The organism is Streptomyces sp. NPDC059649, from assembly GCF_042734445.1.
Classification (GTDB): domain Bacteria; phylum Actinomycetota; class Actinomycetes; order Streptomycetales; family Streptomycetaceae; genus Streptomyces.
Genome location: NZ_JBHWDV010000023.1, coordinates 36751 through 60700, shown reverse-complemented (window position 1 = coordinate 60700; position 23950 = coordinate 36751). Strand labels below are relative to the sequence as shown.

Below are 23950 nucleotides of genomic sequence, written 5' to 3'. Positions count from 1 at the left end.
CTCCTCGTTCCTTGCTGTGTCCGCGCCCCGGCTCTCCCGCCCTACGGGGCGCCGGTGTGGCTGTCGTTCCGGGGTGCTCATGGCTGGGTCAGTACCCAGGCGTCGGGGGCGAGTTGCGGGGGCCGGTGGTCCGGGGCGTCGTAGAGCAGGGAGAGTTTGCGGCCGTGGTGGGTGGAGCTCTCGGGCTCGGCCATCGCCTTGGCGCGTTCGAGCCGGACGACCTCGGGGACCTCGGTGTGGTCCGCGCCGTCCACCAGGGCCAGCAGGTCCTGGGCGAGGCGCTCGCCGTGTTCGGCGCGGTGCCACAGGACGGTGTGCACGCCCGCCTGGACGCACTGGCGCAGCAGCGTGCCGTGGTGGTGCGGCGGGCAGCAGACGATCACCGTGCCGGCGTCGCGGTGGACCTCCAGCTGGGCGCGGGCGACCTTGCGGTCGGTGTGCCGGTGGTCGAGGACGAGCCGTTTGGCGTGCGGCAGGGCGGCGGTGCGCTGCTTCCAGCCGGCGTAGCTCTCCCGGGAGCGCTCGGTGGTGCGGACCACCACACGGCGGGTGATGCCCGGGGCGAACGGCCCGTCCTCGTCGCTGTCCGGTGATTCCCAGGCGTCGACGTCGAGGCCCAGCCAGGCGCACGGGAGGAAGTACTCCACCAGCGCCGTCTCCGGGTCCTCCCGCACCTCGGTGCGCAGCACCCGGCGGATGTCGTCGACCACCTGCTCGCTGCCCGCCTCGGTGTCCCGGACCAGCGCGAGGCGGTGCGGCCGGCCGTCGGCGAAGGTCCAGATCTGGTACGTGAAGCGGCGGCCGGTGGGGGCCGGCAGCAGCTCCACCTGGACGCGCGGGGCGAGGGCCGGGCCGCGGGCGACGATGGCCGCCGGTCCGGGCCCGGCCACCTGGGCGGGGGCCGCGGCGGCCGTCACATCGGCGCGGAACTGGCTGATCGCCGCCTCGTCCACGCCGGACCGGGCGGCCACCCGCTCCACCCAGGCGTCCAGGTCGTCGGCCGGGTACAGGCCGGCCGCCCGCTCCTCGACACTGATCCGCACCACCCCTTGGAGCAGCGGCGGCACCGGTGCGCCGGTGGTGGGGCCGAAGCCCTCCAGGGCGTCGACGGCGTCGGCGAGGCCGGTGACGGCGGGGAGTTCGGGGGCGTGCGGCAGCACCTGGGCGAGGAGGGTGCGGGGGTCGGTGCGGGTGCAGTGCGCCAGCAGGCCGGCGAGGTCCCGGCGTTGACGGGTGGTCAGGTATTCGCCGGGGCGGACCGTGCGGGCCGCGCGGCGCAGCCGCTCCCAGTCCTCGCGGGCGCCGTAGGGGCCGGGGCGGTGGTGCGGGTCGTACGGGTCGGGCGGCGCGGGGGGTTCCTGGTCGCGGACCACGTCGAGGAGTTCGGGGAGGCCGCGGCGGACGCTCACCGCGAGGCCGACCAGCCGCTCCAGATCGGCGGCCGGGCCCGCCGAGGTCCGGCCGAGCCGGGCGGCCAGCCGCCGCTCGCAGTCCGGCACCGCCTCGCGGCCCTTCAGGACCCGTTCCAGCGCGGTGAGCAGTTGCTGGACGCCGCGGCGGGCGGTGGGCACCGCGGAGGGCGGGAGGGTGGGGAGTTCGGCCTCGATGGCGGGCACGCTGATGGCGTACATGGTCGCGGGCTGCGCCCCGGCGCCTTCGGGGGCGCGGTGGACGGCGACGACCAGGCCGACCACGGCCTGCCGTTCGCGGTCCCACAGCGGGCCGCCGCTGAAGCCCTCGGTGACCTGGGTGCCGCCGAGCACGTCCAGTGCGATCCAGGGCGGCGCCGAGACCCGGGGTACGGCCCGGACCGTGGGCAGCGGATTGCCGCTGGCCCATAACGCGATGGTTTCGCCGGCGTAGTTGTGCTGCAGGAACGGTGCGGGCTCGGCACCCGGCGGCGGGGCGTCGGTGAGCTCCAGCACCGCGAGGTCGCCGTGGTACGGCACCCGGCCGGGCTCGGCCGGGCCGGTTCCGGCGGCCGTGGCGCGCGGCGGGGTCCACATCTCGCGGACGATCCGGGCGGTCAGGTCCACCCCGGCCGCGACATGGGGCAGCCGGACCGTGACGGTCTCGCCGGGCCCCGGGGTGTCCTGGGAGAAACGCGCCCTGCCGAGGGCGCTGTTGACGACATGGGCGCAGGTCAGGATCAGCCGCTCGGCGACCAGGACGCCCGCACCGACGGCCCGTTCGCCGTCCCGTACGGAGGCGAAGGACAGCTGGAGCGGGGTGTCCGGACCTGCGCCGGTGATCATGGCGCCGCACCGCCCGAGGTGCCGGGGCCGCCGGGGCCGTCCGGGGCGCCGGGGCCGTCGTGACCGCTGCGGTCGCCGTGGCGGTCACCCTGGCGGTGGGCGGTGCGGTCACCGGCGAGGTTCCAGGTGGCGGAGACCTTGAAGCTGGCCTCGCCGTTGCCGGTGAACACCCCCAGCCGCAGATCGGAGCCGAGGGTCACGCCGAACTCGACGGTGACCTCGTCCGGGCGGTGGCTGCCGGCCGAGATCGAGCGGTGGATCTGGCCGAGGACGCCGCCGAGCGGCCGCAGCGCCTCCTCCAGGACCTCGCCGCCGCGGGTCAGCGCCCGGCCCATCCGGCCGTCGACGCTGACCGGCTGCGCGGAGCCGAACGCGTCCGGCAGCTCCAACTCGCCGTCAGCGGTGGGGGGTTGCGCGGGCACCTGCCCCGGCGGGCCGTCGGCGGCCGCCGGCGCCTCCGCGCGCAGCCAGACCACGGTCCCGTCTTCCATCGTGAGCGGCACGTCCCCCATGTCGATCAGTCTGACATGAGCCGCACCGCCCCCGCGCGCACTTTTGCGTCACTCTCCGCCCGCGCACACCGGTGGCCACCTGCGGAAAGTCCGTTCCACAGGGGGCCGCACGACACCTCGCGGGCACGGCCGCGCCGACCCGCCGGATCAGCCCACTCCCAGGGCCCGGGCGAGTTGGCGTGATTGCGCCACCAGCCGGTCCTCCGCGTCCCACACCTCCGCGTCCTCCTCAAGGAACCCGCCGGCCAGATTGCGGGTGGTGATGGCGACCCGCAGCGGACCGGGGGCCGGGCGGTGCCGGACGTGGACGGTCAGTTCGACGGTGGGGACCCAGCCGGACAGCCCCATCTCGAACGCGGTGGGCGGCAGCGCGTCGACGGCCAGCAGGAGGGACAGCGGGTCGGGGTCCCGGCCGTCGGCGAGCCCGAACCAGGCGCGCATCTCGCCCCGGCCGGACGGCGCGCCGACCGCCCAGCCCGCGGTCGCCGGGTCCAGCCGGAGGTCGAGCCGCTCGGCGATGGCGGTGCTGCCGGGGATGGCCGGGGCCCCGCCGGGGGCGCTGTCGGTGCCCAGGCAGTGCTCGTACGGCGGGATGGCGGGCGGTTTGGCCGTGGTGCGGACGTCGTCGGGCAGCGCGCCGAGATCGCCGTACGCGGCGAGCACCCGCATCCGCTCGACCTCGCTGCCGTCCTCCGCGAACTGGACGAGGGTCGCGGTCGCGGTGGACATGGTGCGGCCGGTGCGCACCACTTCGGTGCGGATGACGGCCGGGCCGGGAACGGAGGCGGTGAGGTAGTGCGCGGTGACCGACAGCGGGTCGGGGTGCGGCAGGGCGTCGCCGAGGGCGCGGCCCATGAGGGCGAGGAGGTAGCCGCCGTTGACCGCCTGGATGATCGTCCAGCCAGCGGAGAGCTGGGCTTCATAGATGCCGGTTGCACGGCGGGTGACCGCGGTGTCGCGGTCGAACTCACTGTTGCCTGAGGTGACCAGAGCCATGGCGGCACCGTACACGGATAAATTACCGACCGGTAGGGTCAGCTTTCCCGGACGCAAGCGGAGAGCGCCGTTCCGGCCCTGCGATGATGACGCCATGCTTCACGTCCTCTACCTGGCCGGCGTCGCGGCCTTCGCCGCGAGCGGGGTACTGGCCGCCTACCGCGCCAACATGGACCCCTTCGGCGGCCTGGTACTCGCCTTCGCCGCGTCCATCTCCGGCGGCACGCTGCGCGACCTCATCCTCGACCGGCGGCCGCTGTACTGGACGCACGACTGGGTACTGCTCACCGTGATCATCTGCGTCGGCGTCGGCACCATGATCTACCTGCGGTTCTGGGCCCTGCCCCGCAAATCGCTGCTGGTGGTCGACGCGATCGGGCTGTCCGTGGTCACCGTGATCGGCGCCCGGGCCGCCATCGAGGCGGGCGCCACCCCGCTCGCCGTGATCATCCTGGCGGTGCTCACCGGCGTCACCGGCGAGGTCATCCGCGATGTGCTCTGCGGCGAATTCCCCCCGCTGCTGCTGCGCGAGGACGTCTACGCCATCGCCGCCCTGGCCGGCGCCTGCTGCCTGCTCCTGCTGCACCACCTCGGCACCGGGCCCACCCCCGCCGCGGCGATCTCGGCGGGGGTGGTGTTCGCCCTGCGCATGGGCGCGGTCTACCTGGGGCTGCACCTGCCGCGCCCCCAGCAGCTCCGCCCCCGGCCGGGCCGCCGGCCGGACGCCGACTGACCCGCCCGGCAGCGGCGCCCTACTTCCCGGACAGCTCCGGCTTGCTCTCCGTGTAGAGCCAGGTGTCGAAGAAGTCCCCCAGCTTCTGCCCGGAGATCTTCTCGGCCAGCGCCACGAACTGGGCGGTGTGCGCGTTGCCGTAGCGGTGGGCCGCCGTCCAGGCCGGCAGCAGCTTGAAGAACGCCTGGTCACCGATGCGTTCGCGGAGCGCCTGGAGCGTCATCGCGCCCCGCCGGTACACCGCGGCGGAGAACATCGTGTCGCGCTGCGGATCGGCGATCTTCTGCTTCCAGAAGGCGTCGTCGGCCGGGATCGCGTCGTACGCCTTGCGGAAGGCGTCGTGGGCGCTCACCGTGCCGCGGTGCTCGCTCCACAGCCACTGCGCGTAGCTGGCGAAGCCCTCGTTGAGCCAGATGTCCTTCCACTGCCGGACCGACACCGAGTCACCGAACCACTGGTGGGCCAGCTCGTGGACGATCGTGGACTCGCTGCGCACCGCCGAGTAGACCGGCTTGGACTGCACCTCCAGCGAGAACCCGGCCTGCGGCATGTCGTCGACGATCGCGCCGGTCTCCTCGAACGGGTACCGCCCGAAGACCTTCGACCAGTAGTCGGTGGCCTCCGCGGTGATGCCGTACACGTCCACCTGGCCGGTGGGCAGGGTCGGGTCGGTGGCCACGTAGATCGGGATGCCACCGGGGGTGGTGCCGGTACGGACGTCGAACTTCCCGATGGTGGCGGTGGCGAGGTACGTCGCCATCGGGCGGGTCTCGCGCCAGTGGGCGTACGCGCGGCCGTGCGCCTCCCCGGAGGCGATCAGCCGGCCGTTGGAGACCCCGGTCAGGCCCTTGGGCGCGTCGATGCGGATGTCGTACGTCGCCTTGTCGCTCGGGTGGTCGCTGGAGGGGAACCACGTCGAGGCGGCGTTCGGCTCGCAGGCGACGAACACCCCGTCCTTGGTCTTCATCCAGCCGTAGTCCGAACCGAAGACGATCGGCCCGCTCAGCGCCTGGGGGACGCCGTGGTAGGCGACGGTGACGGTGAACTTCCCGCCGCGGCGCAGCGGGAAGTCGGGGCGGACGGATATCTCGTCGCCGGTTCTCGTGAAGTGCGCCCGCCGGCCGTTCACCCGCACCGAGTCGACCGTCAGCTTCTGCAGGTCGAGGTCGAAGGCGGAGAGGTTCTGGGTGGCCCGGGCGGTGAGCGTGGTGCGGCCGTCGAGCCGGCCGCTGTCGGGGTGGTAGCTGACGCCGAGGTCGTAGTGCAGGGCGTCGAAGCCGCCGTTGCCCAGTTCGGGGAAGTACGGGTCGCCGGCGCCGGGGGCGCCGGGGGTCGCCGCGGGAGCGGCGGCGATGGTGGCGGCCGAGGCCACCGCGGTGGCCAGGGCCAGCCAGCGAGAGGTGCGGCGCGCGGAGCGGGAGAGTGCCATGAGCCATCCCTTCGGACACACGGATTCATGATCGATCGAAGATCGAACAACCGCGCCGACTCTGCACCCTCCCGCCGCGTTCCACCAGTGAATTTGCCAACTCGTCAGGGATTACTGGTCACTTGAAGCCTTACCGGCCGGCTCCCCGGCCGCCGCGGGCGCGGCGTCCTCCGCGTTCTCCGGGTGGTGGCAGGCCACTTGGTGCCCGGTCCGCAGCGCGACCAGCGGCGGCTCGGTGGTGCTGCAGACCTCGGTCGCCTTCCAGCAGCGGGTCCGGAACCGGCAGCCGGAGGGCGGGTTGATCGGCGAGGGCACATCGCCCTTGAGCAGGATCCGGTCCCGCTGGGTGCGCCGCTTGGGGTCGGGCACCGGCACCGCGGACAGCAGCGCCTTGGTGTACGGGTGCATCGGCGTCTCGTACAGCGAGGTGCGGTCGGCCAGTTCGACGATCTTGCCGAGGTACATCACCGCGATCCGGTCCGAGACGTGCCGGATGACCGAGAGGTCGTGGGCGATGATGACGTAGGTCAGGCCCAGCTCCTCCTGCAGGTCATCCATGAGGTTGACGACCTGCGCCTGGATCGACACGTCCAGCGCGGAGACCGGCTCGTCGGCGACCACCAGCTTGGGCTTGAGGGCCAACGCCCGTGCGATACCGATGCGTTGCCGCTGGCCACCGGAGAACTCGTGCGGATAGCGGTTGTAGTGCTCCGGGCTCAGGCCCACCAGCTCCAGCAGCCGCTGCACCTCCTTCTTCACCCCGCCCTCGGGCTCGACGCCCTGGAGGCGGAACGGGGTGGAGACGATGCCGCCGATGGTGTGCCGCGGGTTCAGCGAACCGTACGGGTCCTGGAAGATCATCTGGACGTCGCGGCGCATCGGCCGCAGCTTGCCCGTCGACAGATGGGTGATGTCGGTGCCCTGGAACTCGATCGAGCCACCGGTGGGCTCGTCGAGCCGGGTGATCAGCCGGCCCATCGTCGACTTGCCGCAGCCGGACTCGCCGACCACGCCGAGCGTCTCCCCGGGCCGGACGTCGAAGTCGATGCCGTCGACTGCCTGCACCGCACCGACCTGCCGCTTGAGCAGCCCCTTGGTGATCGGGAAGTGCCGGACCAGCCCGCGCACCCGCAGCAGCGGCTCGGCGTCGTTCCCGGGCGCGCCCGGTGCCGCGTCCGGCGACTTCTGGAGCGGGATCGTGGTGTTCTCGTCGTCAGTCGTCTCGGTCACAGCTTCGGCGCAATCTCTTCGGTCCAGATACGCTTCCGCTCCTCCGGCGCCATGTGGCAGGCGGAGAAGTGCCCGCCGCCCGCCTCGCGCAGCTCGGGGCGGACCGTACGGGTGAGGTTGTCCTCGGGGATGTCCGCGTACGGGCAGCGGGGGTTGAAGGCACAGCCGGACGGAACGTTGATCAGGCTGGGCGGTGAGCCCTTGACCGGGATCAGCCGCTCGGTCTGCGCCCGGTCGATGCGCGGCATCGAGCCGAGCAGCCCCCAGGTGTACGGGTGCTGGGGCTCGTAGAAGACCTTCTCGGCCGGTCCGCGCTCGACGCACCGGCCGCCGTACATCACCAGCAGGTCGTCGGCGAGCTCGGCGACCACGCCCAGGTCGTGGGTGATGATGATGACCGCCGAGCCGAACTCCTTCTGCAGATCGCGGATCAGGTCCAGGATCTGCGCCTGGACGGTGACGTCCAGGGCGGTGGTCGGCTCGTCCGCGATGAGCAGCTCGGGGTTGTTGACCAGCGCCATCGCGATCATCGCGCGCTGGCGCATACCGCCGGAGAACTGGTGCGGATGGTCGTCGACCCGCTTGTCGGGCTGCGGGATGCCGACCCGGTCGAGCATCTCGATCGCCCGCTTGCGGGCGGTCTTCTTGTCCACGTCGTGGTGGACCCGGTAGGCCTCCATGATCTGGCTGCCGACCGAGTAGAAGGGGTGCAGCGCGGACAGCGGGTCCTGGAAGATCATCGCCATCTCGCGGCCGCGCAGCCGGCGCACCTCGTCCGGGTCGGCGGAGACCAGCTCCTTGCCGTCCAGCCAGATCTCGCCGGACATCCGGACCTTGCTGCGCTGCTGGCGCGAGGCGCGGTGCAGGCCCATCACGGCGAGCGAGGTCACCGACTTGCCGGAGCCGGACTCGCCGACGATGCCGAGCGTCTTGCCCTTCTCCAGGCTGAAGGTCAGCCCGTCGACGGACTTCACCAGGCCGTCGTCCGTGGGGAAGTGCACCTTGAGGTCGCGCACTTCGAGGAAGGCGGACGTCTGCGGTGCCGTTTTCTCGGTGGCCGCCGCGGTGGCGGCCCTGTCCTCGGAGGAGTCGGTCACGAGAGCCTCACCCGCGGGTCGACGGCGGCGTACAGAACGTCCACCACCAGGTTGCAGATAACGATGAAGAACGCGGCGAGCAGGGTGACGCCGAGGATGTTCGGCAGGTCGTTGGCGTTGATCGCCTCGACGGCGAAGGCGCCGACTCCCTTGAGCGAGAAGACCTGTTCGGTGATGAGCGCGCCGCCGAGCAGCAGACCGAGGTCCATGCCGAAGACGGTGATGATCGGGGTGAGCGCGGCGCGCAGACCGTGCCGGACGACCACCTTGCGCTCCCGCAGCCCCTTGGCGCGGGCGGTGCGGATGAAGTCCTCGGCCAGCGTCTCCAGCATGCCGGCCCGGGTGAGCCGGGCGTAGAGCGCGGAGTAGAGGAAGGCCAGGGTGACCCAGGGCAGCACCAGGGTGCGGGCCCACAGGAACGGGTTGTCCAGCAACGGCACATAGTCGCTGCGCTCGAAGATCGGCCACTGGTAGGTGAACAGGGCCAGGGCGAGCGCGCCGGTGAAGAACATCGGGAGGGAGACGCCGGCCAGCGCCACGCCCATCGCCGCCCGGTCGAAGAACGAGCCGGGGCGCAGCGCGGAGAGCACGCCGGTGGCGACACCGGAGACGACCCAGAGCACGGCCGCGCCGGCGGCGAGCGAGAGGGTCACCGGGAGCCGGGACTGGATCTCCGGCCAGACCTCGATATGGGTCTTGAACGAGTAGCCGAAGCACGGCACATGGCACTTGGCCGCTTCCGGGCCGAACTTGTAGTCGACGCCGACGACGATGCCCTTGAGGAAGTCCCAGTACTGCTCGTACACGGGCTTGTCCAGGCCGAGGTTCTTCTTCACCGCGGCGATGTCCGCGGCCGTGGGGGCCTTTCCGATGTACTGCTGGGCAAGCTGGTCGGTGCTCTGCCCGGCCAGTTTCGGCAACAGGAAGAAGATGCCGAAAGTGACCGCGCTGACGATCAGCAGCAGGACCACTGCGCTGATCAACCTGCGGATGATGTACGAGAACACGGGGATGCGGCGCCGGCGCCGCGGGCCGGCCGGAACCGGCCCGCGGACACCAATGCCTTCACCTGCCTTCCAGGGCTGCTACTTCTTGACGCCGATGTTGAGGTAGTCGTACTCACCGCTGAAGGCCGAGGTGGACACCAGGTTGGTGGCCTTGGGCGAGCGGTACATCAGGACCTTGAAGTAGGTGAGCGGGACCAGCGCCGCCTGCTCCATCGTCTTCTTGTCGATCTCGGCGTACGCCTTCTCGCGGGCCGCCTTGTCGGTGTTGGCGATGGCCGTCTCGAGCAGCTTGTTGATCTCCGGGTCGTCCAGCTGGGAGAGGTTGGTGTTGCCGGACTTGCTGATCGCCTTGCCGTTCAGGATCTGCTGCAGGTAGCCGTAGCCGGTCGGGAAGTCCGCGCCCCACTGCATCATGATCAGGCCGACGTTGTTCTTCTTGTTGAACGCCGGCACACCCGCGTAGTCCGAGAAGTACTTGCTCGTCGGGTACGACTGGATCTTGGCGGTGACGCCGATCTTCTTGAGCGACTCGATGACCGAGGTGGCCGCGTCGACCTCGTCCTGGCGGTCGTTGCGGGCCAGGATCGTGGTCGTGGCCTTGCCGGCACCGCACTTGTCCCAGTGCTTCTTGGCCTCGGCCAGGTCCAGCTTGTCGCCGTTGTACTTCTGCGGGTACAGGTCGTACTTCTGGTAGCCGGCGAGGTCGGTGGGCAGCGTCGTCGAGGCGATCTCACCGCGGATCGGACCGCCGAGCGCGGTCTGCACGGCCTTCTTGTCGATCGCGTACTCGACCGCCTTGCGGCACTCGATGTTGTCGAACGGCTTCACCTTGGTGTTGATCGCCGTGTAGACGAGGCGCTGGCCGGGCGCGTTGTCGGTGTTGGCCTTCTCCTTGGAATCGGTCAGGAGCTGGGCCTGCGTCTGGCCGTCGACGCCGCGGCCGGCCAGGTCGACCAGGGTGTTGCCGGACTGGAGGTCCTTGTCGATCGTCGACTGGGCGACCTTCAGGTTCAGCACGATCTTGTCCGGGAGCTGCTTGCGCAGCGGGTCGGTCTTCGCCGACCACTGCGGGTTGCGGACCAGGGTGAGCTGCTTGCCCTCCTGGTAGCTCTGGAACTTGTACGAGCCGGTGGACAGCACGGCCTTGGTGTAGTCCGCGCCCTTGTCCTTGGCCTGCGGGACCGGCGCGGTCTGCGGGGCGCTGACCAGGTAGTCGAACTCGGCGAACGGCTTCTTGAGGTGGAAGACGACCGTCTGGTCGTCGGGGGTCTCGATGGACTTCAGACCGGTCTTGCTCTTGTCCTTGTAGGGACCCTTGTAGCCGCCGCCGTCGTTGTCCTTGAGGAACTGCTGGAAGTAGTTCGGGCCGAGGGAGAGCACGTCACGCGCGAAGTTGGAGCGCTCCACCGCGTACTTGACGTCCTGCGAGGTGACGGTGGAGCCGTCCTCGTACTTGACGCCCTTGCGGAGCTTGTACGTCCAGGTCTTGCCGCCGTCGCTGGGCTTGCCCATGGACTCGGCGAGGTCCGGGACCAGTTGGTTGCCCTTGGGGCCGGGGCCCGGCTTGAAGGTGGTCAGCGGGCGCGCGTAGAGCCGGCTGAAGTTGTAGATGAAGGCGTAGTAGGTGTTGCCCGGGTCGAACGACTCGGGGGCGTCGCTCATCGCGTAGGTGACCGTGCCACCCTTGGCGTCCGAGGCGTTGACGACGCCCTTCGTGGCCGCGTTGGCCTCGCCGGAACCCTCCGAGGAGCCTTTGCCCCCGCTGCAGCCGGCCAGCAAAAGGCCCGCACTGGTGATGGCCGCTATGGTCGCGGCCGGAACTGACCTTCGCATGGTGGTCGGTGTCCCCTTCGTTCGGTCTTCGTACGGTCTTCGATCGGTCTTCGTTCTTCGAGAAACGTCACAACACAAAGCGCGGTGGCGGCTGGGGCGGACGCCCGCGGTGCCGTCAGCGGCTGCGCGGGTCCAGCGCGTCCCGCAGACCGTCACCGAGCAGGTTGAACGCGAGCACGGTGACGAAGATCGCGAGGCCGGGGACGATCATGTACTGGGGGTCGACCTCGTAGTACTTGACCGCCTGGTTGAGCATGCCGCCCCATGAGGCCTGGGGCGGCTGGATGCCGACGCCCAGGAAGCTCAATGCGGCCTCGAAGAGGATGTTGGAGGGGATCAGCAGCGTCGAGTAGACGATGATCGGTCCCACCAGGTTGGGCAGCAGCTCCCGGAAGAGGATGAACGGTCCGCGCGCGCCCATGCCCCGGGCGGCGTCCACGAATTCCCGCTCGCGCAGCGACAGCGTCTGCGCGCGCACGATCCGTCCCATGTACGGCCAGTTGAAGAAGCCGATCACGAAGATCAGCACCGAGATGTGCAGCGGCAGGCCCTCCAGGCCGAAGGCGCCGCCCTGCAGCGAGGCGGAGATCGCGATGGCGAACAGCAGCAGCGGGAAGGCCAGGAAGACGTCCATCATGCGGCTGATGAAGGCGTCCACCCGTCCGCGGTAGAAGCCGGCGATCACACCGAGCACGGTGCCGATGGCGACCGACAGCAGGGTGGCGCCGAACGCCACGATCAGCGACACCCAGGAGCCCTCCAGGACCCGGGCGAGCAGGTCGCGGCCGAACTTCGGGTCCACGCCGAGCGGGTGGTCCCCGCTCATTCCGCCGAAGTCCCCCTTGGGCAGCGTGGTGTTGGGGTCGATCAGCGACTCGTTGGGCGCGTTGGGGTCCAGTCCCAGCAGGGCCTGCAGCGGACGGGAGAACGCCGCGACGACGATCAGCAGGATGACAACGATGGCACCCGCCACCGCGACCTTGTCCCGCCGGAAGCGCAGCCATGCGATCTGGCCGAGCGAGCGCCCTTCGATGCGCTTGCTCGCCACGCCCTCCAGCACCGCTTCCGGCTGCGCCTCGGCAGCCGCCCCGGTGGTCTCGATCGGTGCGGTCACGGTGCCTTTGACCCCTCTCGGCCGACGGTGGCCGGCCCCTGCCCGCCGCGGTAGCGGCCTGGTTCACGTCAATTGGTGCACTGCGGAGCAAGTCCGGTGGTTCTCGCGGAAATTCATCATGCGGACGGAAGCGGTTCACCCGACACCGACCGGAATGACGCTCGCACAAAGGACCGAGGCCCTTGTTGGTTCCGGAGTCTTCATCCCCTTCGCGATCAGTCACCAGCCCTGACAGGGAAAGGATGCGCAACTGTGATGTGCTCCACGACATTCCGTTATACGGACACAAGTTCGGGCTGAGCGGAGCGAAAGGCCGCGGGAGAGCACCTCAACCGCGGGTAATACGGGGCGAATTCACCACAAGAATCCCGCCGGAGCGACACGCTCCGGCGGGAGAGACAAGCAGTCAGTAAGGGCGTGGGTAGCCGTAACCGTAGGAGGGCGCCGGCGGCTGGGCCGGCTGCTGGGTGTAGCCGTCACGGTCGAAGAACGGCCGCGCGGCGGCCCGCATCCACATGGCGACCGGGTCGTACTCGTCGTTCATCGCGACCGTGGAGACCGGCAAACCGTCTGGAACGGCACCGATCGACTGCTGGATCATCAACCGGGCGGAATCCACCGCCTGCGGGCCGGTGTCGTACAGATCCAGACCGATCGCCAGATACGGGGCGCCGAGCGCGGGCTGCACCCAGGCGCGGCGCAACGACCGTACGGCGGGCGTGCGATGGGCGTTCTGCGCCAACAGGGCGTAGAACTGCGGGATGTCGATGACCGGTTCGGAGATCCGCAACGGGCCGGCGGGCAGCCGGTCGAGGCCGCCGGCGATCCGGCGCAGATCCAGCCACGGAATGCCGACTCCGCCGCCGGGAGAGTGCGGATTCAGCCACAGGCCCCAACGGTCGGGGAAGAGCGCGGCGGCGATCTCCAGGCCGGTGACGACCTCGTGGTCGCGATTCCAGCCGGAGGCGGCGAGTTCGGGCGCGGAGGTCACGCACGGGGCGTAGCCCAGGCCGTCGACCTCCATGTTCCCGTACTGCGCGTCGGGCGAACCGGCCCGGCCGTGCCAGAGCAGCATCCAGACCTGACCGGCGGAGAGTGCGTGCAACAGCGCCTCGTAGGCGTCGTAACGGCCGGGCGAGACCTGCTGCAGCAGCTGCTCCAGCTGTCCGGCCGCCGCCGGCCCCTGATGCGCACCCGCACTCACGTGGTCCGTCCCTTCTCTCGGCAGGGCACGTGTGGGTGCGCCCGCGCGTCATCCAACCAGCTTAGGGCTTGCCGGTGGTCCAGGGCCGGAAGGCCGCGGCCTCCGCGACAACGGCGAACCCTAGGAGTGCTCGCGGGAGTAGAAGGGCCGCACCCGCTCCAGCATCCAGTCGGCGACCGGGTCACCCTGGGCGAGGTCGAGCATGACGAGCTGTACGGGCCAGGGCACCGGCACCGCGCCGAGGGCCCGTCCGAGGCCGCCGAGCGCCGCGTCGCGGGCCGATCCGTCGTGCAGGGCCTCGGGGGCGGTGGCGACCTGGACACCGACGAACAGCGCGGGCGTGTCGCCCTCGACGCTGGCCAGGACACGCCGGGCAGTCAGGACAATTCCGACGCCGGAGAACTCCAGTCCGGCGGCGGCGAGGAAGTCCACCGGCTCGTCCTGCCAGTCCGGCTCGAAGAGCCGCACCCGGGCACCGCTCGGCAGTGCGGCGGTGTCCGGTTCCTGACGTCCCGAGCGACACAATTCGGCCACCGCGGGCGGCGGCACCGGGACACCGACCGTGCCGTCCGGGTTCACCGCGATCCCGACCTTCGGCGGCAGCCCGCGGGCGAACTCCCGGGCCGGGGCGACCGTGAAGGACATATGCGCACCGACGACCCGGAGGAACTCCTGCTCGGAGCTGTAGACCGGGACGTAGGCCAGCCCGCCGATGTCGACGGTGGGCAGGTCGAGTCCGGCGGCGCCGAGGCCCGCGCCGTCCGGTCCGCCGCCGTTGGGCAGCGGCACCCAGACCCGGCTACGCCCCAGGACCTCGACGATCCGGCCGCCGGCGCCGGGATGCCCGACCGAGGCGGCCAGCACCTCTTCGAGCTCGTTCGCCGGCCAGGCCAGCTGCGGTATCCCCTGCTCCGGAAAGTTCATCTGCATCCACCCGTGTTCCACACCGCACTCGCACTTTCTGGCCCATGACACTAGACGAGAGAAAGCGGAGGCCGCGCCTACGGGGCGGGTCACGCCGCGCGGAGCGGCGGCGCGGGCGGAAGGGCGGCGCCGGTCAGCGGAAGGTGAGGGTCTCCAGGGCGCTCGCCGCACGGCGGTCCAGCAGCACGGCCGAGGCGAACCCCCGGGGCAGCTCTGCCTCCTCCGCGCCGCCGACCAGCCGGGACACCGCCCGGCGGTGCCGGGCGAAGGCGTACCCGGACACCCCGCGGCCGCGCGCCTCCTGGCCGGCCCGGGCCACCTCCGGCGCCACGTCGAGCAGCACGAGATGCAGCCCGCGGCCGCCGCGGACGGCCGCCCGGGCGATCCAGCGGCGCACCCACGCCAGCGTCCCGCAGTCGTGCACCACCACGCTGCGGCCGGAGCGCAGCGCCCGGCCGAGCGCGAGATAGTGCGCGGCCCGGACCAGCGGGCGGTACAGGCCGTAGGGCAGCCGGCGCAGCCTGCCGCGTTCCCAGCGCTCACGGGCGTCCTGGGAGTCGATCCGGTGCACCTCGGCGCCGCCGCCGTCCAGCGGCGGTACGACGCGGTGCATCAGGGTGCTCTTGCCGCTGCCGGGCAGGCCGGAGACCACGACGAGGTCGCCGGGCGGGAAGCGCAGCTCGGCGGCGGCCCGGGCCCGGCGCTCGCCGCGCAGGTCCACCACCCGTGCGCCGCGCCCCGGCCGGACGACCGGGCGGGCCGGGCGCCGGGCCCGGGGTGCGGCGGCGCGGACCGTCACCGGCTCGGCGGCGCGGACCGCCACCGGCTCTTCGGGTCCGGCCCCCGAAGTGGCCGCGAGCGCCGCGTCCCTGTGCACCGTGATCACCCTTCCCGTCCGGGTTACGGTCCGGCCCGAGGCCGGTTCCCTACCCGCAGAGTGTCAAGAAAAGGTAATGACCATCAAGGCGATTGTCCGATCCGCCCACGTCGGGAGCAGTGCGACGACCGGGCCTCCTGTATTCGGCGATCCCGTGCAATGATGTGCGCGCCACGTGCACATCTCGGTTCACCCGTGCACCGCCAACTCCATACCGGCCGCTTGAATCCGCGCGGGAGAGTCCCCGGCCGCCACGGCGGGGCGCCGAAGGAGCAAGTCCTCCCTTGAATCTCTCAGGCCCCTATACCGCGCGGGCGAGGCAGATCTGAAAAGCGAGCCCGGCCCGGTGGACGGGACGGCTCCACCCAAGGTGCAAACCGGGCCCGTTCGCGGGCTTCCGGTGAACCTCTCAGGTTCCGATGACAGATGGGGAGAACGTCTTGTCACCCCTGCCTGGGAGCCCAGAACCATGACTGATGCCCCCCGCCGCACGGCGCTCGATGCCACGCATCGGGCACTCGGCGCGACCATGACCGACTTCGCCGGCTGGGACATGCCGCTGCGCTACGGCAGCGAGCGCGACGAACACGTCGCGGTCCGCTCCCGCGCCGGCCTCTTCGACCTCTCCCACATGGGGGAGATCACCGTCACCGGCCCGCAGGCCGCCGACCTCCTCGACTTCGCCCTGGTCGGCAACATCGGCGGGGTGAAGACCGGCCGCGCCCGGTACACCATGATCTGCAACGCCGAGGGCGGCATCCTCGACGACCTGATCGTCTACCGTCTGGCGGACCAGGAGTACATGGTCGTCGCCAATGCCTCCAACGCCCAGGTCGTCCTGGACGCGCTGACCGCCCGGGGCGGCGGCTTCGACGCGGTGGTCCGCGACGACCGGGACGCCTACGCGCTGCTCGCGGTGCAGGGCCCGGAGTCCCCCGGCATCCTCAAGAAGGTGACCGACGCCGATCTGGACGGGCTGAAGTACTACGCGGGTCTGCCCGGCACGGTCGCCGGCGTCGAGGCGCTGATCGCCCGTACCGGCTACACCGGCGAGGACGGCTTCGAGCTGTTCGTCCGGCCGGCCGACGCGGTCGCCCTCTGGGAGGCGCTGACCGAGGCCGGCAAGGACGCGGGCCTGGTGCCGTGCGGGCTGTCCTGCCGGGACACCCTGCGCCTGGAGGCGGGCATGCCGCTGTACGGGCACGAGCTCACCACCGCCACCACCCCGTTCGACGCGGGCCTGGGCCGGGTCGTGAAGTTCGAGAAGACGACCAACAACGGCGACTTCGTCGGCCGCGCCGCGCTGGAGCGGGCCGCCGAGCGCGCCGAGGCCGCCCCGCCGCGCAAGCTGGTCGGGCTGATCGCCCAGGGCCGCCGGGTCCCGCGCGCGGGCTACCCGGTCGTCTCCGCCGACGGCACGGTGATCGGCGAGGTCACCTCGGGCGCCCCCTCCCCCACGCTCGGCAAGCCGATCGCCATCGCGTACGTCGACGCGGCCTACGCCACACCGGGCACCGAGGGTGTCCATGTGGACATCCGTGGAAGCCATGAGCCGTACGAGGTCATCGCGCTGCCCTTCTACAAGCGGCAGAAGTAACGGTTCCGCCCCTGCGGACCGGACGGCGGCGCCCCCGCGCACGTCTCACTGTGCAAGACCCTCCCCCAGACTTCGTCCGGGAGGTGCCCCCATTCACGACCACACCCTCGCGTACAGGAGAATCGAGCCATGAGCAACCCCCAGCAGCTGCGCTACAGCAAGGAGCACGAGTGGCTGTCGGCCGCCGAGGCAGGCGTCTCGACGGTCGGCATCACGGAGCACGCGGCGAACGCCCTCGGCGACGTCGTCTACGTGCAGCTCCCGGAGGTCGGTTCCACGGTCACGGCGGGCGAGAGCTGCGGTGAGCTGGAGTCGACCAAGTCGGTCAGTGATCTCTACGCGCCCGTGCACGGCGAGATCGTGGAGGTCAACGAAGACGTCGTCAACGACCCCTCGCTGGTGAACTCCGCCCCGTTCGAGGGCGGTTGGCTGTTCAAGGTGAAGATCAGCGGCGAGCCGGACGACCTGCTGTCCGCCGACGAGTACACCGCCTTCACCGCCGGCTGAGCCCTCCCCCTCTCTCCGTAGGAACACCCATGTCGCTTCTGAACAGCTCCCTGCACGAGCTCGACCCCGACGTCGCCGCCGCCGTCGACGCCGAGCTGCACCGCCAGCAGTCCACCCTCGAAATGATCGCGTCGGAGAACTTCGCCCCCGTCGCCGTCATGGAGGCCCAGGGCTCGGTCCTCACCAACAAGTACGCCGAGGGCTACCCCGGCCGTCGCTACTACGGTGGCTGCGAGCACGTCGACGTCGTCGAGCAGATCGCCATCGACCGCATCAAGGCCCTCTTCGGCGCGCCGTACGCCAACGTCCAGCCCCACTCCGGCGCCCAGGCCAACGCCGCCGCCATGTTCGCCCTCCTCAAGCCGGGCGACACCATCCTGGGTCTCAACCTCGCCCACGGCGGGCACCTGACCCACGGCATGAAGATCAACTTCAGTGGCAAGCTCTACAACGTCGTCCCCTACCACGTCGACGAGAAGACCAACCTGGTCGACATGGACGAGGTCGAGCGCCTGGCCAAGGAGCACCGCCCCAAGCTGATCGTCGCCGGCTGGTCGGCCTACCCCCGCCAGCTCGACTTCGCCGCCTTCCGCCGCATCGCCGACGAGGTCGACGCCTACCTCATGGTCGACATGGCCCACTTCGCCGGTCTCGTGGCCGCCGGGCTGCACCCCTCGCCGGTGCCGCACGCCCACGTGGTGACCACCACCACCCACAAGACCCTCGGTGGTCCCCGCGGCGGCGTCATCCTCTCCGCCACCCCGGAGATCTCCAAGAAGATCAACTCCGCGGTCTTCCCCGGTCAGCAGGGCGGCCCGCTGGAGCACGTCATCGCGGCGAAGGCGGTCTCCTTCAAGGTCGCCGCCTCGGACGAGTTCAAGGAGCGCCAGCAGCGCACCCTCGAAGGCGCCAAGATCCTGGCCGAGCGCCTGGTCCAGGACGACGTCACCGAGCACGGTGTGTCGGTCCTGTCCGGCGGCACCGACGTCCACCTGGTCCTGGTCGACCTGCGCAACAGCCAGCTCGACGGCCAGCAGGCCGAGGACCGCCTCCACGAGGTCGGCATCACCGTCAACCGCAACGCCATCCCCAACGACCCCCGGCCCCCGATGGTGACCTCGGGTCTGCGGATCGGCACCCCGGCCCTGGCCACCCGCGGCTTCACCGCCGACGACTTCCGCGAGGTCGCCGACATCATCGCCGAGGCCCTCAAGCCCGACTACGACGCCGAGGCCCTCAAGGCCCGGGTCACCGCGCTCGCGGAGAAGTACCCGCTGTACCCCTCGCTGTGACACGTCTCATGCGGTGATCCTCCGGCCCGCCGGTGAGCGGCGGGCGGGGGCTCAACGGGCCCTGAGCCCGGGGCCGTTGGTCCCGGGCTCGTGGCCTGTATGCCCCGATTTCTCCGCCCCCTTTCCGCCATATCGCCCCCTCAGGTGCGCCCTGGCCGCACTCCCGGCCCCGGCCTCTTCCTTCCGGGCCGTACGGGCCGGAAGCCGCGCCCGTACGACCGGCCCGCCGGCCGCCGCGGTGGCCGACCCGACACCCACTGTTACGCCCGCCGACGGCCGTCCGACGGTTTTCGTCCGACGGCACCGCGCCGGGTCCGCGTTACGCTCGACATTCGGCGCAGAACGCACCTCCTGCCCCAAAGCTCCACCGTCCACCACGAGCAGACAAGGGAGTCCGCCCCCGTGGCCATCTCCGTCTTCGACCTCTTCTCCATCGGCATAGGTCCCTCCAGCTCCCACACCGTCGGCCCGATGCGCGCCGCCCGGATGTTCGCCGGCCGGCTCAAGAAGGACGGTCTGCTCGCCCGGACGGCCCGCGTCCACGCCGAACTCTTCGGTTCCCTGGGCGCCACCGGCCACGGCCACGGCACCCCCAAGGCCGTCCTGCTCGGTCTCGCGGGGGACTCCCCCCGCACCGTCGACGTCGAGACCGCGGACGACCGCGTCACCGCGATCAAGGAGTCGGGGCGGATCAGTCTGCTCGGCGCCCACGAGATCGCCTTCGACTTCGACGAGGACCTGGTCCTGCACCGCCGCAAGGCCCTGCCGTACCACGCCAACGGCATGACGATCCAGGCGTACGACGCCGAGGGCACCGAGCTGCTCCACAAGACGTACTACTCGGTGGGCGGCGGCTTCGTCGTCGACGAGACCGTGCTGTCCGCGGAGGGGGCGGCGGGCGAGAACCCGATCGTGCCGGACGACACGGTCCTGAAGTACCCCTTCCGCACCGGTGACGAGCTGCTGCGGCTGTCCCAGCAGACCGGCCTGTCCATCTCCGCCCTGATGCTGGAGAACGAAAAGGCCTGGCGCACCGAGGACGAGATCCGCGAGGGCCTGCTGGACATCTGGCGGGTGATGCAGGCGTGCGTGACGCGCGGCATGTCCCGTGAGGGCATCCTGCCGGGTGGTCTGAAGGTCCGCCGGCGTGCCGCGGGCTCGGCCCGCAAGCTGCGCGCCGAGGGCGACGCCACCGCCCGCGCCATGGAGTGGATCACCCTCTACGCGATGGCGGTCAACGAGGAGAACGCCGCCGGCGGCCGGGTCGTGACCGCGCCGACCAACGGCGCCGCCGGCATCATCCCGGCCGTGCTGCACTACTACATCAACTTCGTGCCCGGCGCGGACGAGGACGGTGTGGTGCGCTTCCTGCTCGCCGCCGGCGCCATCGGCATGCTCTTCAAGGAGAACGCCTCGATCTCCGGCGCCGAGGTCGGCTGCCAGGGCGAGGTCGGCTCGGCCTGCTCCATGGCCGCCGGCGGCCTGGCCGAGGTCCTGGGCGGCTCCCCCGAGCAGGTGGAGAACGCCGCCGAGATCGGCATGGAGCACAACCTCGGCCTCACCTGCGACCCGGTCGGCGGCCTGGTGCAGATCCCGTGCATCGAGCGCAACGGCATGGCCGCCGTCAAGGCCGTCACCGCCGCCCGCATGGCCCTGCGCGGCGACGGCCGGCACCACGTCTCCCTCGACAAGGTCATCAAGACCATGAAGGACACCGGCGCCGACATGAGCGTCAAGTACAAGGAGACGGCGCGCGGCGGCCTCGCGGTCAACATCATCGAGTGCTGACGGCGCGGGCCGCCGGACGGCGGTGCCGGTGCGGCTACCTGCCGATCTCCCAGGCGAAGGGCGGGAGTTCGCGGGCCCGGGAGTAGATCTCCAGGGCGTGCCGCGCCGGGACGAAGGGGTGCACCCGGGCGCCTTCGAGGCCGGCCAGCAGGCGGGCGCAGTGGTGGACGCAGCCGGCCACCTCGCGGCCGTGGCGGTCGACGATGGTGGCGGCGTCGTGCGGGCCCTCGCACGGGGTGGGGTCCTTGACCGCGGCGGCCGGGCAGCGGCCGTGCGGGGCTCCGGCGACGGTCTCGTGGTCGGCTGCCGGGCGTGGGAGCCGGGCGTCGAACGGCTGGTTCATGGCGATCTCCCCCTGGCGGTGCGGTGCGGTGGTACGTGCCGTGGGCGGCGGCGGGATCCTTGCGGTCCCGGTGCCCAGGACAGTGGTGCTCGGCGCGGGCGGCGTCCATGCCGCCTTGGGGAAGACCTGGTCGGATCGTCAGCTATTCATGGGAATGCCCGTCCCCGGGGGGCGCCCCCGTGGGGTGTGCCCGAGGCGTCCGGTGGCGGAAGGCGGCCGGTTCCAGGAGCAGGGCGAGGGTGAGCCAGGTGCCGGCCAGCAGCCAGCCGCCGACGACGTCACCGAGCCAGTGCACGCCCAGGTAGACCCGGGTGAGGCCGACCCCGGCGGCCCAGAGGGCGAGGACCGCGCACCAGGTGCGGGCGACGGCGGGGCCGCAGCGGTGCGCGAGGCCCCAGGCGAGCAGGCCGGCCGCGAGTGCGGAGGTGGTGGCGTGGCCGGAGGGGAAGGCGTATCCGGTGGCGGGCCCGGCCCAGTCGGCGGCCGGTGGGCGGGCCCGGGCGAGGAGTTCCATCAGGCCGTAGCGGATCGCCTGGCCCACGGCGAGGACGATCACCGTGCAGGTCACGGCCCGGAGGCGGCCGCTCGCGCCGCGGCCGGCCAGCAGTCCGGCGAGGACGGCCATCAGGTACGGGACGAGGCCGCTGCCGGTGGCGGTCAGGGCCCGCGCCAGTGACCGCACCGGCTCGCCGTGGTGGGCGGTGGCCCAGTGGACGGTGTCCTGTTCGGGGGCGAGCGGGGTGCCGTGCCGTACGGAGACGGTGACCGCGGCGGCGGCGAAGAGCACGGCGCAGACCGCGGCCAGGGTGAGCAGCGCGCCGGTGCTGGCCCGGGGGACGGATCCGGGGCCCAGTCGTGGCCGCGTTTCCGGGCCCGGCACCGGTTCCCGGCCCGGCCCGGGCTCCGTTCCCGCTTCCCCTCCCGGCGCGGTCACCGCTCGGCCGCCAGGGGTCGCGGCCGGGTCGCGGGGATATGGGCGACGGCGGGGGCCGGACGAGGGGCGAGGGGGCTCATGGGTGCTGCTCCTCCGGGTCGGCCGTCGCCGGGCACCGGCGGGCGCGGAGCACCTCCACGGCGAGCGGGCTCAGCGACACCGCCACCACGAGGGCCACCAGCGGCAGCAGATAGCGGTCGACGTGCGGGACGGACGAGCCCAGGGCGTATCCGGCGAGGGTGAGGCCGAGCGTCCAGACCAGTCCGCCGGTGATCTGCCAGAGGGTGAAGGTGCGGGCGGGCACGCGCAGGGCGCCGGCCAGGGGGTTCAGCACGGTGCGCACGATCGGTACGAAGCGGGCGAGGACGATGGCCTTGGCGTGCCCGTAGCGGGCGAGGTACTCCTCGGCGCGGGCTGCGCCCTCGTGCAGTTTGCGGGCGCGGCTGCGGGCCAGCAGGGCGCGGCCGCCGCGCCGGCCGAGCCAGTAGCCGGTCTGGGATCCGGTGAGCGTGCCGGCCGCGGCGGCGAGGAGCACCTGGGGCAGGGCCAGGTGGACGGCGCCACCGGCGCCCGGTGCGCAGAGCAGCCCGGCGGTGAAGAGCAGGGAGTCGCCGGGCAGGAAGAATCCGACCAGCAATCCGGTCTCGGCGAACAGGACGACGGCGACGCCGAGCGTCCCGAACGCCGCCAGCAGCGAGCCGGCGTCGAGCACGTCGACGGCCTGGCCCAGGCCCGTCGCACCGGCCGCCATCTGCGTAAACGCTGCGGCTACGGCCATGTCGGTGGCCCCTCCCATAATGGGTTGCGGGCCTGCCGTGCGACCGGCCCGACCGACTACAGTCACGTAGACGGTCTACGGCACTGTAGACGAACGAGCAGGCGAAGGGCGTTCCATGTCGGAGACACCACCCGTGCAGCGGCGCCCCTCCGGCGAGCTGGAGGCGAGCGTGCTCGCCGCGCTCTGGGCGGCCGACGGGCCGCTCAGTCCGGCCGAGGTGCAGAGCGCCCTCGGCGGCCGGCTGGCCCGTACGACCGTCACCACCATCCTGACCCGGCTGCACGACAAGGGCGCGGTGTCCCGGTCCCGGTCGGGCCGCGGCTTCGTGTACTCCCCGATACAGGACTCCGCGGGGCTGACCGCCCGGCGGATGCGCAGCGAGCTCGACAAGCAGCACGACCGCGGCACCGCGCTCGCCCGTTTCGTCTCCCAACTCACCCGCGAGGACGAGCAGTTGCTGCGCTCCCTGCTGGGTAGCGCGGTTGACGGCCCGCAGGCGGCGCCGGGATCCGGCCGGCCGCCCGGCCCGGGAGCCACTCCATGATCGTCGCCGTCTGGATCCCGCTGCTGATGCCGCTGCTCGCGGTGCCCGCCGCCCGTCGGCTGGCCGAGTCGCTGCCGCCGCGCGCCGCCGCCTGGCTGATCGGCGGCTGCGCCGCCCTGCTCGCCGGCTGCACGACCGCCGCACTCGGCCTGCTGCTGGCCGCCGGGGCGCTGCGACTGCCGCCGGTCGCCGCCCTCGGCCACCTCTCCCTCCCGCTGGCCGACGGCGATCCGGCCGTCATGCTCCCCGCCGCCGGGGCCGCCGGCCTCCTGCTCACCGCCTGCGCCCTCACCGCCGTACACCGCGCCCGCCGGCACCACACCGAACTGCGCGCGGCCCGCCGGGCCACCGCACCGCACCCGGTCTCCGGCGACCTGTGCGTGCTGCCCGACGCCACGCCCGATGCGTACGCCCTCCCGGGGCGGCCGGGCCGGGTGGTGGTCACCGCCGGGATGCTGCGGGCGCTGCCCGCCGCCGAGCGCGAGGCGCTGTTCGCCCACGAGCGCGCCCACCTCGCCGCCCGGCACCACCTCTTCCTGCTCACCGCCGCGCTGGCCGAGGCCTGCCATCCGCTGCTCCGCGGTCTGCGCGCGCCGCTGGCGTACGCCCTGGAGCGCTGGGCGGACGAAGCGGCCGCCGCCCGGGTCGGCGACCGCCGGGTCACCGCCCGCGCCATCGGCCGCGCCGCCCTGGCCGCCGGCCCGCACGCCGCGGCACCGCACCGCCCCCGTACGGTCCTCGCCGCGACCACCGGCCCGGTGCCGCGCCGGGTCGCCGCGCTGCTCGGGCCCGAACCGGCCACCGGCCGGCCCCACATACGGACCGGCTTCCGCGGCCGCCGGCTGATCGCCGCGGCCCTGCTCACCTGCGTCACCTTCTCCGCGGCCGCCGCCCTGGACGCGGCGGCGGACCTCCACCAATCGGTGGAGGTGGCGCAGGGCGAGGCCCGCTGAGGG

General features: G+C 72.0%; 22 protein-coding genes and 1 riboswitch. Of the genes, 7 read left to right on the top strand and 15 right to left on the bottom strand.

The annotated features are described in order from the left end of the window. Positions 1-77: 77 nt before the first annotated feature. The 3 genes from ACFV1J_RS23000 to ACFV1J_RS22990 all read right to left on the bottom strand — a co-directional run bounded on the left by ACFV1J_RS23000 (position 78) and on the right by ACFV1J_RS22990 (position 3763). The gene (locus ACFV1J_RS23000; protein WP_385860772.1) at positions 78-2255 is read right to left on the bottom strand and encodes a trypsin-like peptidase domain-containing protein; all 2178 of its coding nucleotides are present in this window, start codon (positions 2253-2255) and stop codon (positions 78-80) included. Next, a complete protein-coding gene (locus tag ACFV1J_RS22995) occupies positions 2252-2767 on the bottom strand; it encodes a CU044_2847 family protein (protein ID WP_385860770.1) in 516 nt (171 codons plus the stop codon). Before ACFV1J_RS22995 ends, ACFV1J_RS23000 begins: the two co-directional genes overlap by 4 nt. Before the next feature lie 147 nt (positions 2768-2914). Next, the gene (locus tag ACFV1J_RS22990; protein WP_385860768.1) at positions 2915-3763 is read right to left on the bottom strand and encodes a thioesterase family protein; all 849 of its coding nucleotides are present in this window, start codon (positions 3761-3763) and stop codon (positions 2915-2917) included. Between the two features lie 94 nt (positions 3764-3857). Between ACFV1J_RS22990 and ACFV1J_RS22985 the strand changes: the two genes are divergently transcribed. Beyond that, positions 3858-4496: a trimeric intracellular cation channel family protein gene (locus ACFV1J_RS22985; protein WP_385860766.1), complete on the top strand. Its 639-nt coding sequence runs from the start codon at positions 3858-3860 to the stop codon at positions 4494-4496. A 19-nt stretch (positions 4497-4515) separates the two neighbouring features. Here ACFV1J_RS22985 and ACFV1J_RS22980 read toward each other — a convergent pair whose 3' ends face one another. From ACFV1J_RS22980 to ACFV1J_RS22940, 9 genes are all read right to left on the bottom strand, one after another. Continuing rightward, a complete protein-coding gene (locus ACFV1J_RS22980) occupies positions 4516-5925 on the bottom strand; it encodes a M1 family metallopeptidase (RefSeq protein WP_385860764.1) in 1410 nt (469 codons plus the stop codon). Positions 5926-6036: 111 nt separating this feature from the next. Beyond that, positions 6037-7155, bottom strand: coding sequence for an ABC transporter ATP-binding protein (locus ACFV1J_RS22975; RefSeq protein ID WP_385860762.1), 1119 nt, complete (start codon positions 7153-7155; stop codon positions 6037-6039). Continuing rightward, positions 7152-8252: an ABC transporter ATP-binding protein gene (locus ACFV1J_RS22970; RefSeq protein WP_385860760.1), complete on the bottom strand. Its 1101-nt coding sequence runs from the start codon at positions 8250-8252 to the stop codon at positions 7152-7154. Before ACFV1J_RS22970 ends, ACFV1J_RS22975 begins: the two co-directional genes overlap by 4 nt. After that, positions 8249-9259: an ABC transporter permease gene (locus tag ACFV1J_RS22965; protein ID WP_385860758.1), complete on the bottom strand. Its 1011-nt coding sequence runs from the start codon at positions 9257-9259 to the stop codon at positions 8249-8251. The genes ACFV1J_RS22970 and ACFV1J_RS22965 overlap by 4 nt, the downstream gene beginning before the upstream one ends. A gap of 78 nt (positions 9260-9337) precedes the next feature. After that, positions 9338-11092 (bottom strand): ABC transporter substrate-binding protein, encoded by a 1755-nt coding sequence (locus ACFV1J_RS22960; protein ID WP_385860756.1) that lies wholly within the window; start codon positions 11090-11092, stop codon positions 9338-9340. A gap of 115 nt (positions 11093-11207) precedes the next feature. Further along, positions 11208-12206, bottom strand: coding sequence for an ABC transporter permease (locus tag ACFV1J_RS22955; protein ID WP_360949107.1), 999 nt, complete (start codon positions 12204-12206; stop codon positions 11208-11210). A 406-nt stretch (positions 12207-12612) separates the two neighbouring features. Next, positions 12613-13410, bottom strand: coding sequence for an enhanced serine sensitivity protein SseB C-terminal domain-containing protein (locus ACFV1J_RS22950; protein ID WP_385860755.1), 798 nt, complete (start codon positions 13408-13410; stop codon positions 12613-12615). Between the two features lie 120 nt (positions 13411-13530). Continuing rightward, positions 13531-14334: an enhanced serine sensitivity protein SseB gene (locus ACFV1J_RS22945; RefSeq protein WP_385860870.1), complete on the bottom strand. Its 804-nt coding sequence runs from the start codon at positions 14332-14334 to the stop codon at positions 13531-13533. 133 nt (positions 14335-14467) lie between these two features. Then, positions 14468-15211 (bottom strand): AAA family ATPase, encoded by a 744-nt coding sequence (locus tag ACFV1J_RS22940; protein WP_385860753.1) that lies wholly within the window; start codon positions 15209-15211, stop codon positions 14468-14470. Between the two features lie 223 nt (positions 15212-15434). Then, positions 15435-15530: riboswitch (glycine riboswitch) on the top strand. Between the two features lie 150 nt (positions 15531-15680). On the opposite strand from ACFV1J_RS22940, the gene gcvT reads away from it, so the two are divergent. The 4 genes from gcvT to ACFV1J_RS22920 all read left to right on the top strand — a co-directional run bounded on the left by gcvT (position 15681) and on the right by ACFV1J_RS22920 (position 20395). After that, positions 15681-16808 carry a glycine cleavage system aminomethyltransferase GcvT gene (gene gcvT / locus ACFV1J_RS22935; RefSeq protein WP_385860752.1) on the top strand — a complete coding sequence of 376 codons (1128 nt, stop codon included), beginning with the start codon at positions 15681-15683 and terminating at the stop codon, positions 16806-16808. A 129-nt stretch (positions 16809-16937) separates the two neighbouring features. After that, positions 16938-17315 carry a glycine cleavage system protein GcvH gene (gcvH, locus tag ACFV1J_RS22930; RefSeq protein ID WP_385860751.1) on the top strand — a complete coding sequence of 126 codons (378 nt, stop codon included), beginning with the start codon at positions 16938-16940 and terminating at the stop codon, positions 17313-17315. A gap of 29 nt (positions 17316-17344) precedes the next feature. Beyond that, positions 17345-18607, top strand: a complete 1263-nt coding sequence (glyA, locus tag ACFV1J_RS22925) for a serine hydroxymethyltransferase (protein ID WP_385860750.1) — start codon at positions 17345-17347, stop codon at positions 18605-18607. A 402-nt stretch (positions 18608-19009) separates the two neighbouring features. Further along, a complete protein-coding gene (locus tag ACFV1J_RS22920) occupies positions 19010-20395 on the top strand; it encodes an L-serine ammonia-lyase (protein ID WP_385860749.1) in 1386 nt (461 codons plus the stop codon). A gap of 34 nt (positions 20396-20429) precedes the next feature. Here ACFV1J_RS22920 and ACFV1J_RS22915 read toward each other — a convergent pair whose 3' ends face one another. The 3 genes from ACFV1J_RS22915 to ACFV1J_RS22905 all read right to left on the bottom strand — a co-directional run bounded on the left by ACFV1J_RS22915 (position 20430) and on the right by ACFV1J_RS22905 (position 22450). Beyond that, the gene (locus tag ACFV1J_RS22915) at positions 20430-20738 is read right to left on the bottom strand and encodes a hypothetical protein (protein ID WP_385860748.1); all 309 of its coding nucleotides are present in this window, start codon (positions 20736-20738) and stop codon (positions 20430-20432) included. A gap of 142 nt (positions 20739-20880) precedes the next feature. Continuing rightward, positions 20881-21618, bottom strand: a complete 738-nt coding sequence (locus ACFV1J_RS22910) for a phosphatase PAP2 family protein (RefSeq protein WP_385860747.1) — start codon at positions 21616-21618, stop codon at positions 20881-20883. A 130-nt stretch (positions 21619-21748) separates the two neighbouring features. After that, complete coding sequence (locus ACFV1J_RS22905; protein WP_385860746.1) at positions 21749-22450, bottom strand: DedA family protein; 702 nt, start codon at positions 22448-22450, stop codon at positions 21749-21751. 115 nt (positions 22451-22565) lie between these two features. On the opposite strand from ACFV1J_RS22905, the gene ACFV1J_RS22900 reads away from it, so the two are divergent. Beyond that, the gene (locus tag ACFV1J_RS22900) at positions 22566-22994 is read left to right on the top strand and encodes a BlaI/MecI/CopY family transcriptional regulator (RefSeq protein ID WP_385860745.1); all 429 of its coding nucleotides are present in this window, start codon (positions 22566-22568) and stop codon (positions 22992-22994) included. Then, a complete protein-coding gene (locus ACFV1J_RS22895) occupies positions 22991-23947 on the top strand; it encodes a M56 family metallopeptidase (RefSeq protein ID WP_385860744.1) in 957 nt (318 codons plus the stop codon). The genes ACFV1J_RS22900 and ACFV1J_RS22895 overlap by 4 nt, the downstream gene beginning before the upstream one ends. The last annotated feature ends 3 nt before the right edge of the window (positions 23948-23950 follow it).

What these genes read in the sequence shown, in the direction of transcription:
- ACFV1J_RS23000 (WP_385860772.1), bottom strand. Translation starts at nt 2,255, where the DNA reads ATGATCACCGGCGCAGGTCCGGACACCCCGCTCCAGCTGTCCTTCGCC.
- ACFV1J_RS22995 (WP_385860770.1), bottom strand. Translation starts at nt 2,767, where the DNA reads ATGGGGGACGTGCCGCTCACGATGGAAGACGGGACCGTGGTCTGGCTG.
- ACFV1J_RS22990 (WP_385860768.1), bottom strand. Translation starts at nt 3,763, where the DNA reads ATGGCTCTGGTCACCTCAGGCAACAGTGAGTTCGACCGCGACACCGCG.
- ACFV1J_RS22985 (WP_385860766.1), top strand. Translation starts at nt 3,858, where the DNA reads ATGCTTCACGTCCTCTACCTGGCCGGCGTCGCGGCCTTCGCCGCGAGC.
- ACFV1J_RS22980 (WP_385860764.1), bottom strand. Translation starts at nt 5,925, where the DNA reads ATGGCACTCTCCCGCTCCGCGCGCCGCACCTCTCGCTGGCTGGCCCTG.
- ACFV1J_RS22960 (WP_385860756.1), bottom strand. Translation starts at nt 11,092, where the DNA reads ATGCGAAGGTCAGTTCCGGCCGCGACCATAGCGGCCATCACCAGTGCG.
- ACFV1J_RS22945 (WP_385860870.1), bottom strand. Translation starts at nt 14,334, where the DNA reads ATGAACTTTCCGGAGCAGGGGATACCGCAGCTGGCCTGGCCGGCGAAC.
- gcvT (WP_385860752.1), top strand. Translation starts at nt 15,681, where the DNA reads ATGACTGATGCCCCCCGCCGCACGGCGCTCGATGCCACGCATCGGGCA.
- gcvH (WP_385860751.1), top strand. Translation starts at nt 16,938, where the DNA reads ATGAGCAACCCCCAGCAGCTGCGCTACAGCAAGGAGCACGAGTGGCTG.
- glyA (WP_385860750.1), top strand. Translation starts at nt 17,345, where the DNA reads ATGTCGCTTCTGAACAGCTCCCTGCACGAGCTCGACCCCGACGTCGCC.
- ACFV1J_RS22915 (WP_385860748.1), bottom strand. Translation starts at nt 20,738, where the DNA reads ATGAACCAGCCGTTCGACGCCCGGCTCCCACGCCCGGCAGCCGACCAC.
- ACFV1J_RS22905 (WP_385860746.1), bottom strand. Translation starts at nt 22,450, where the DNA reads ATGGCCGTAGCCGCAGCGTTTACGCAGATGGCGGCCGGTGCGACGGGC.
- ACFV1J_RS22900 (WP_385860745.1), top strand. Translation starts at nt 22,566, where the DNA reads ATGTCGGAGACACCACCCGTGCAGCGGCGCCCCTCCGGCGAGCTGGAG.
- ACFV1J_RS22895 (WP_385860744.1), top strand. Translation starts at nt 22,991, where the DNA reads ATGATCGTCGCCGTCTGGATCCCGCTGCTGATGCCGCTGCTCGCGGTG.